Here is a 9,292-nt window from a genome sequence, read left to right as displayed (position 1 = left end):
AAGCAACAGCAGAGCCGGAGCTGGCTGAAGAAGATGAATTTGATTTAGACGATATTGACAGCCTGCTTGATGAAGCTGGCGATAAAGCGACTGCAGAGCATGATCTGGCTGAAGAAGACGATGAATTTGATTTAGACGATGTTGACAGCCTAATCGATGAAGCTAGCGACCAAGTAGCTGCTGAACCGGAGCTGGCTGAAGAAGATGAATTTGATTTAGATGACATTGATAGTTTAATTGATGAAGCTAGCGATCAAGAAGCGGCAGAGTCTGTAATTGCTGAAGAAGATGATGGATTTGATTTAGGTGATATTGATAGTTTATTAGAGGATGCTACTGAGGAAAAATCGGAACCAGAAGCGGGATCTGCACTTCTTGAAGAAGACGATGAATTTGACTTCGGTGATATTGAAAGTTTAACTGATCAAGCGCATACCACGCAGCTAGATGAAGCTCTTTCTGATTCGATGGAAGAGTTATCGAATGTAGAAGGTGAACTAGACGTCGAAGACGTTGAATCTATTGCATCAAGTTTAGTTGACGAACCAGAAGTAACTATTGAACAAGAGCCAGAGCTTGAAGAAGAGCCAGAACTTGAAGAAGAACCTGAGCTTGTAGAAGAGCCAGAGCTTGTTGCAGAGCCAGAGCTTGAAGAAGAACCTGAACTTGTAGAAGAACCAGAGCTTGAAGAAGAACCAGAGCTTGCAGCAGAGCCAGAGCTTGCAGCAGAGCCAGAGCTTGCAGCAGAGCCTGAGCTTTTAGATGAACTTGGATCAGAGCTTGAAGGTTTAGATGATGATTTATTTGCACAAACGAGTGAAGAATCAAGCGACGATTTACTTGATGAAGATGATTTACTTGAAGAATATAATGATCCTTCACTAAAAAGTGTTGATGATTTACTCAATGAACTGCAGCAAGAAGACGATTACGTAGAGCCTCCACAATGGTCTGATGTTGATGAGCTCAACGATGATATCGAAGAGGTTGAAATAGATCTGGGAGATGATCCGCTTGCAGATGAAGAGCTCGGTGATGAATTTGATTTAGCACTGGAAGACGAACCTCTTAGCAATGATACAGTAACACCAAGTTTAGAGCTTGATGATTATCCAGACCTTGAACTCGATGATGAAGAGATTGATCGTGACGCAGAATTAGCCGATGAGACTGAGCTGGAAACGTCGGGAGCAGATACTCCAGAGCTGAAGCTTAGTCAAGCTGAGCAAGATCTTGCTAATGCAATGGCGGGAGGTCACGATTTAGATAGTTTAGAGCAAGATTTTGATGATGAATTATTAATCGAAGATGAGCTGATTACTGAAGATGAGCCAGTTGCTGAAGACGAACTAGTTACTGAAGATGAGCCCGTTGCTGAAGACGAACTAGTTACTGAAGATGAAGATGAAGCAGTTGTTGAAGATGAGCAAGTTGTTGAAGACGAACCAGTTGCTGAAGACGAACTAGTTACTGAAGATGAAGCAGTTGTTGAAGATGAAGCAGTTGTTGAAGATGAGCAAGTTGCTGAAGAAGAGCTGGTTGCAGAAGACGAGCCCGCTGTTGAAGACGAGCCAGTTGTTGAAGACGAACTCGTTGATGAAGACGAGCTAGTTGCTGAAGACGAGCTAGTTGCTGAAGACGACCCCGTTGTTGAAGACGAGCTAGTTGCTGAAGACGACCCCGTTGTTGAAGACGAGCTAGTTGCTGAAAACGAGCCAGTTGTTGAAGACGAGCCAGTTGCTGAAAACGAGCCAGTTGTTGAAGAAGAGCTGGTTGCAGAAGACGAACTAGGTACTGAAGACGAGCCAGTTGTTGAAGACGAGCCCGCTGTTGAAGATGAGCCAGTTGTTGAAGACGGGCTCGTTGCTGAAGATGAACTTACAGATGCGTTAGAAGATGAATATCGTGGTGATTTCGCGACTGAACTTGAAGATCCACTGGAACAATCGTTGTCAGATGATCAGCTTGATGATGATTTTATGGCTGATCTCACCCAAACAGATTTTGATGCATTGCTTAGTGAGTTGGCTGAACCTGAGTCTTTAGAAATAGATGATAGCAGCGAGTTTGAAGTTGATTTCAATGCGTTACTCAGTGAAGATCTTGCTGCACTTGAAGAGCTTTCAGTACCTGATGATGTGCCGTCGGCGGAGCAATTAAGTGAAGACGTGAATACATCAACAAATGAGGACATCGTTGCGGATGAATTTGTCGATATTGATGCTTTGATTGAACAAAGTGATGATACAAGCTTAGATTATGAACCTTATGATGATGTAAATATGGATGTCGGATTAAGTGAGTTTGATGCCTTACTTGCTGGAGATAACCCAACTGATGTGGATGCTGAAAGTGGCGGTTATTCTGCAAAACTTGATTTAGCACGTGCTTATATTGAAATAGGGGATATGGATGCAGCCCTTGACGCTATTGACGAAGTGATAGCAAATGGTCCCGAAGAAGTACAAGAAGAAGCACAAAGCTTAAAAGCAAAATTACTGTAAGTTGTTTCTGCATTTATAGTTAAAACGGGGAGTAAATTTAGTTTACTCGCCGTTTTTTTAGCAATAGAAAAAAGGTCGCTTGGCTACTGTGCGCTTAATTTGTATAGAGTCACTTTTATTGCAGCGTCAGATAGCATAAAATGCCCCGTTCATTAGCACAGTAGGTAAAGCAGTAATTATGCGAGTAGCACTTGGAGTTGAGTACAACGGCGCCCGTTATAGTGGTTGGCAACGTCAATCGCATGTAAATAGCGTACAACAAGAAGTAGAAACCGCGCTTTCGCGTATTTGTAATCATCCAGTTGAAATAGTCTGTGCTGGGCGCACTGATGCCGGCGTGCATGGCACTGGGCAAGTGGTGCATTTTGATACCGATGCTGAACGCGATATGGTTGCATTTACTATGGGTATGAATACCTTGCTACCGAAAGATATTGCTATTCGCTATGCAAAACCGGTGAGTGATGATTTTCATGCACGTTTTAGTGCTACAGCTCGTCGTTATCGTTATGTTATTTACAATAACGCCTTTCGAGGAGCAATATTAAATGAAGGCGTTACGCATTTTCATCACCCACTTGATGAAACTAAAATGCAAGAAGCATGTCAATATCTATTAGGCGAGCATGATTTTACGTCATTCAGAGCTTTGCATTGTCAAGCGAATACTGCTACACGTACTATTCATCACTTGTCAGTTGAGCGTCAAGGCAGTTATGTGATTATTGATATTAAGGCTAATGCATTTTTACACCACATGGTGCGTAACATTACCGGTTGCTTAACCGATATTGGTATTCATAAGCAGCAACCTGTGTGGCTAAAAGAGTTACTTGATTTAAAAGAGCGAGCCAAAGCCAGTGCGACGGCAAAGGCGGCAGGTTTATACTTAGTTGATGTTGACTATCCGGCGCGGTTTGAAATTCCGTCGACACCACTTGGCCCTTTATTCTTAACGGATGTGAAGGGTTAATTGGTGATAAATTAAACATAACCTTGCAGGCATTTCACTACTAAGACCAGTTTTTTATACCGCCTGTGTGGAATTCATGTTTTAATTGAAAAAATTTGTCTGTCAATAATGATTTGGCAGGAACGCAGCAAAGCACAGAATAGTATTAAGAGAGTTGCAAATGAGTTGGTTAGAAAAAATCCTACCTAAAACAACAAAGTCTTCGGCTCGTAAAGAGATCCCTGAAGGTGTTTGGGCAAAGTGTACAGATTGTGATTCGATTTTATATAAAGCTGAATTAGAAAAATCACTCAATGTATGTCCTAAATGCAATCACCACATGCGTGTGAGTGGCCGTAAACGCCTTGAGCACTTTTTGGATGATGGCGACCGCCAAGAACTTGGCACACAGCACGAACCAAAAGATATTTTAAAGTTTAAAGACTCGAAAAAATATTCAGATCGTATCGCCGCCGCACAAAAATCAAGTGGCGAAAAAGACGCATTAGTCGCGATGAAGGGACGCTTAAAAGGCATTCCAGTGGCCGCCGTCGCATTTGAATTCTCATTTATGGGTGGGTCAATGGCATCGGTTGTTGGCGCACGTTTTGTGGATGCTGTTGATCAGTGTTTAGAGCATAACATGCCGCTAATTTGCTTCTCAGCTTCAGGTGGCGCACGTATGCAAGAGGCACTAATGTCGCTTATGCAAATGGCTAAAACCAGTGCTGCACTTGCTAAGATGAGCGAACAAGGCTTACCGTTTATCTCAGTAATGACTGACCCAACTATGGGCGGTGTATCAGCATCATTAGCTATGCTAGGTGATATCAACGTGGCGGAGCCAAAAGCATTAATCGGCTTTGCGGGTCCTCGTGTAATTGAACAAACTGTGCGCGAAACCTTACCTGAAGGCTTCCAACGAAGTGAATTTCTACTCGAGCATGGTGCCATCGATATGATTATTGATCGCCGTGAAATGCGTGACACACTTGCCCGCATACTAGCTAAATTTATGAACTTGCCTTCTACGGAACAAGAGCATAGAGTAGCGTAAATTTCAGCTTTACTGATTACACGCTATGACAAAAAATCTTCCTAGCCAATCATCAAGCCTTGATGATTGGCTTTGTTATTTAGAAAGTGTTCACCCAGCAAATATTGCCATGGGTTTAGAACGCGTTGCCAAAGTTGCCAATACCATTGGTTTACTAGATAGCCCAAGTAAAATTATTCTAATAGCCGGCACCAATGGCAAAGGCACCACTGCCCGATGTTTAGAATCACTGCTGCTTGCCCAAGGTTATTCGGTTGGTACCTATGCCTCTCCTCATTTAATTCATTATAACGAGCGAGTGCGCATTAATGGCGCTGAGCTTGATGATCAATTTCATGTTGATGCGTTTGACTTGCTCGAGCAAGGCCGCGGTGACACGCCACTGACTTATTTTGAGTATGGCACCTTAGGCGCACTGGCTATTTTTAAACGCCATAGCGTTGATTATGTGCTGTTAGAAGTGGGTTTAGGTGGGCGTTTCGATGCTACCAATATTGTTACTCCATTTGCCAGTGTGATCACCACCATAGATCTAGATCATAAAGAGTACCTTGGTGATACGCGAGAGCTTGTGGGTTATGATAAAGCAGGGATCTTCCGTACTGGCACACCTGCCATTGTCGGCGATTTAAATATACCGCACACAGTCACCGACTACGGTCATGAAATTAACGCGGTGATGCATTTATCAGGGCGTGACTTTATATTTAAAGAGCATGCGCAAAGTTTTAGTTGGCAATATCAAGCCCATCACTTTGAGTTTGCTAAACCATCAATCCCATGCCAAAACGCGGCAACGGCACTAACCACATTAGCCGTGTTAGATTTATTACCTAGTGAGGCAGTGATCCGTGATTGTTTAGCTAATTTAGTTGTTGAAGGGCGTTTTCAGCAACTAAGCAGCAAACCTATGGTCTATACTGATGTGGCACATAATGCTGAATCTGCACGCTATTTAGCTAAAAAGTTAGCTAACCTGCAAGATCAAGGCTTTAAAGTTCATGCGTTAGTCGCTATGCTGGCTGATAAAGACAAAGTCGCTGTATTAAATGAAGTTAGCCCGGTAGTTGATGCGTGGTGTTTAGCCGGACTTAATTGCTTTCGTGGCGATAAAGTAGAGAATTTAGCTAAATCCATGGATAATGTGCATACAAGCGCGCCAATTGAAAAATATCAAACAGTTGCAGACGCATTGGATGGTGTGTTGCCACAGCTTGATGAGAAGACGGCGTTAATCATATTTGGCTCCTTCTTAACTGTTGCAGCTGCTATCAATTATTGGAAAAAATAGAGAGGAATCAGGTGAACTCAGGCTTTATAAATCGTTTAGTCGGCACAACTATTGTGGTGATTGCAGCTATCGTGTTTATTCCTAATATTCTTGATGGCGAAAAAGTACATTACAAAGAAGGCTTTAAAGCCATTCCGGAACGTCCTGAGTTCACAACTATTGACTTGCAAGATTCAATAGATGATCAAGTGGCTAACGCACAACAGCCAAACGAAGAGCCTGAGGAAGATATATTGCCAGATGATGACCTAATCTCAAGTTCCTCTGATGCGGTTGAAGAGACGACGCTAGTAGCGAAAAAAATGGTTGAAGCATCGACTGAGCAAACTACTGTAGCAACGACTACAGCACAACCTGTTGAAAAAAAGTCTGAGCCATCACGTAAGCCTGAAGAAAATTTATCGAAAATGGCATATGTAATTCAGTTGGGGAGCTTTTCGCATAGTGCGAATGTAAAATCGCTACAAGCTAAACTAAGTGACAAAGGGTTTAAAACCTTTACCCGTCCAGTTAAAACACCAAATGGTACTTTAACCAAAGTTTTTGTGGGTCCGTCGCTTGATAAAGCCCAGCTTGAGAGCAAACTCCCTGAATTAAAAGCACTTACTAAACTTAACGGAAAAGTTACCCAATTTGAAGTAGCAAAATGATCTGGCATTTAGTGCTGACCTCTTATAGAATGCGCCCCAAATTAACGACTAGTTGGTTCATATGATCTGGGTTGATTACGCCATCTTTGGCATTATTGCACTGTCTACTATTATCGGTTTAATTCGTGGCTTTATAAAAGAAGCAATGTCTTTGGCTGTGTGGGCTGGCGCATTTATCATATCTAGCTTGTTTTACCAATATTTAGCATCATTCCTAACAAGTATTTCTGAACCCCTTTTAAGAAATGCAGCGGCCATTGCCATATTATTCTTTGCGACGCTATTGTTAGGCGGATTGTTAAACTACCTTCTAGGTGAACTTGTACAACGTACTGGTTTGTCTGGCACAGACCGTGTCTTCGGCATTGTCTTTGGTGCACTTCGTGGCGTGTTGGTCGTGAGCGCGTTACTCTTCTTTCTTGATGCTTTTACTGGTGCACCCAATACGCACTGGTGGGGTAACTCTATTTTGATCCCAGAATTTGGCTTTGTTGTTGAGTGGTTTTTTTCATACCTCGAAAATAACTCTAGCTTTTTAAATTCGGTCAACCGTTAATCACCGAGGAAAAATTTCATGTGTGGTATCGTTGGAATAGTCGGAACATCTCCTGTAAATCAGGCGATTTATGATGGCTTAACTGTTTTGCAACACCGTGGTCAAGATGCCGCGGGCATCATTACCATTGAAAACAACACCTTTAGTTTACGCAAAGCAAATGGCTTAGTGAAAGATGTATTTCACACCCGTCATATGAAGCGTTTACAAGGCACTATTGGTATCGGCCATGTACGCTATCCGACAGCAGGTTCTTCTAGCTCGTCTGAAGCGCAGCCGTTCTATGTTAACTCACCGTTCGGTATTGCTTTAGCACACAACGGTAACTTAACCAATGCAGAGCAGCTTAAAGATCAATTGTTCTGTGAAGCACGTCGCCACGTTAACACAACCTCAGATTCTGAAATTTTACTTAACATCATGGCTCATGAATTAAGTAAACCAAATAAACTACATCTTGACCCTGAAGATATTTTTAACGGTATCACCGAAGTTATAAATAAAGTTCAAGGCGGTTATGCCACCATCGCTATGGTAATTGGCCATGGTATTATCGCGTTTCGTGACCCAAATGGTATTCGTCCATTAGTGTTTGGTAAACGTGAAACTGCAAATGGCACCGAGTATATGTTTGCCTCTGAAAGCGTTGCGTTAAAAACCGATGGTTTTGAATTTGTGCGTGATGTCGCTCCTGGTGAAGCGATATATGTTACTGAAGGCGGTGAGTTTTACTCTCAAACATGCGCAGATAAAGTATCTTACTCGCCATGTATCTTTGAATTTGTTTACTTTGCACGTCCAGACTCAAATATCGATCGCATGTCTGTTTACGCTACACGTGTAAATATGGGCACTAAGCTTGGCGAAAAAATTGCTCGCGAATGGGCTGATAAAGATATTGATGTTGTTATTCCAATCCCAGAAACATCATGTGATGTGGCATTGGAAATCGCCCGCGTACTTAATCTGCCATATCGCCAAGGGTTTGTTAAAAACCGTTACATTGGCCGTACGTTTATCATGCCTGGTCAGGAAATGCGTAAAAAGTCAGTACGTCAAAAGCTCAATGCAATTGACCGTGAGTTTAAAGGTAAAAACGTATTACTAGTTGATGACTCGATTGTACGTGGCACTACTTCAGCACAAATTGTTGAAATGGCGCGTGAGTCTGGTGCTAAAAACGTTTACTTTGCTTCTGCTGCACCTGAAATTCGCTTTCCGAACGTGTATGGTATTGATATGCCATCTGCGGCTGAGTTGATTGCCCATGGACGTGAAGTTGAAGATATCAATGCAAGCATTGGCTCTGATGGTTTGATTTTCCAATCGTTACCTGATTTGATTGCTGCCGTAGCGCAGGAAAACCCAGAAATTACACGATTTGAAACATCAGTATTTGATGGCCAATATATTACCGGTGGTATCGATCAGAATTATTTGAATCGTATTGAACAGCTGCGTAATGATTCGGCAAAAAGTAGTCGTGAAAGTGCCATGTCTTCTGGTTTAGAGTTACATAATCAAGAAGAAAACGGCTCAGATTAATCTCTGCCTAGCGAAATAAAAAAGGAGCTAAATTTAGCTCCTTTTTTGCGAAGGAAAGAAAATAATAACACTACTATATACTACATTTTACAGCTTCTAACGTTGAACTAGGTATCATGTAAAGGTTGGACTTACGATACCGTTGGTCCACAATATGGCGGTGACAGCTAAAATAATCACCAGTAAAATTAGTCCGCAAGTTACCACAGAGCTTGCGTAAATAAAGCCACGCTCTTGCGGTATATGCATCAAAATGGGCACACCGGTATACAGCAAGTAGACCGAATAGCCTAAAGCGACCAAACCCACACATACAACAAACCATAGTTCTGGCCAAAATGCCGCTAGTGCAGACATAAATACTGGTGTTGAAGTATACGCTGCAAGTTCTAAGGTTTGGGTAAAGGTTGGTTCTGCACCAAAAGTAACAGCCATCCAATGTGCTAAATAAGCCAGCGCAAACACACCTACAATTAAAGCGCCATACATAGCTGCAGCAATCAGTATTGCACTATCGTGGGTTAAAAATACCGGATTACCAGCCCCGATACTCCAGCCCAAATAAACTGATGAGTAATAACCCATTGCAGATGGAAACAACGCTATCAGTAATATATGTGATAGGCTATATGTTAAGCTCTCGTGGCGGTTATCTATTGTTTGCCACTCTTCGAGTGGATGGGCATATATGCCCCAAAGATGGTTTAGTATCATAATTGTGTGCCCCATGAAAAGGA

Annotated in this window: 8 protein-coding genes; 7 read left to right on the top strand and 1 reads right to left on the bottom strand. The window is 42.3% G+C overall.

Annotated features, from left to right (window positions below; translation table 11 throughout):
- From FW757_RS22565 to purF, 7 genes are all read left to right on the top strand, one after another.
- On the top strand, nt 1-2,504 hold a 2,504-nt coding region (locus tag FW757_RS22565; RefSeq protein WP_446441741.1), incomplete at its 5' end, for a FimV/HubP family polar landmark protein.
- A gap of 178 nt (nt 2,505-2,682) precedes the next feature.
- Nucleotides 2,683-3,477 carry a tRNA pseudouridine(38-40) synthase TruA gene (gene truA, locus FW757_RS22560; protein WP_149980769.1) on the top strand — a complete coding sequence of 265 codons (795 nt, stop codon included), beginning with the start codon at nt 2,683-2,685 and terminating at the stop codon, nt 3,475-3,477.
- A 160-nt stretch (nt 3,478-3,637) separates the two neighbouring features.
- Nucleotides 3,638-4,513, top strand: coding sequence for an acetyl-CoA carboxylase, carboxyltransferase subunit beta (gene accD, locus FW757_RS22555; protein ID WP_145241496.1), 876 nt, complete (start codon nt 3,638-3,640; stop codon nt 4,511-4,513).
- Nucleotides 4,514-4,538: 25 nt separating this feature from the next.
- Nucleotides 4,539-5,804: a bifunctional tetrahydrofolate synthase/dihydrofolate synthase gene (gene folC / locus FW757_RS22550; RefSeq protein WP_182768354.1), complete on the top strand. Its 1,266-nt coding sequence runs from the start codon at nt 4,539-4,541 to the stop codon at nt 5,802-5,804.
- An 11-nt stretch (nt 5,805-5,815) separates the two neighbouring features.
- A complete protein-coding gene (locus tag FW757_RS22545) occupies nt 5,816-6,454 on the top strand; it encodes an SPOR domain-containing protein (protein WP_182718156.1) in 639 nt (212 codons plus the stop codon).
- Nucleotides 6,455-6,515: 61 nt separating this feature from the next.
- Nucleotides 6,516-7,010, top strand: coding sequence for a CvpA family protein (locus FW757_RS22540; protein WP_054206292.1), 495 nt, complete (start codon nt 6,516-6,518; stop codon nt 7,008-7,010).
- 18 nt (nt 7,011-7,028) lie between these two features.
- A complete protein-coding gene (gene purF / locus FW757_RS22535; RefSeq protein WP_182718155.1) occupies nt 7,029-8,555 on the top strand; it encodes an amidophosphoribosyltransferase in 1,527 nt (508 codons plus the stop codon).
- A gap of 114 nt (nt 8,556-8,669) precedes the next feature.
- Here the strand turns inward: purF and FW757_RS22530 are convergent, their stop codons facing one another.
- A complete protein-coding gene (locus FW757_RS22530; RefSeq protein ID WP_145241488.1) occupies nt 8,670-9,269 on the bottom strand; it encodes a Yip1 family protein in 600 nt (199 codons plus the stop codon).
- Between the last annotated feature and the right edge of the window lie 23 nt (nt 9,270-9,292).

The organism is Pseudoalteromonas sp. 1181_04 (genome assembly GCF_052850545.1).
This window is presented reverse-complemented; position numbering and strand designations above follow the sequence as displayed.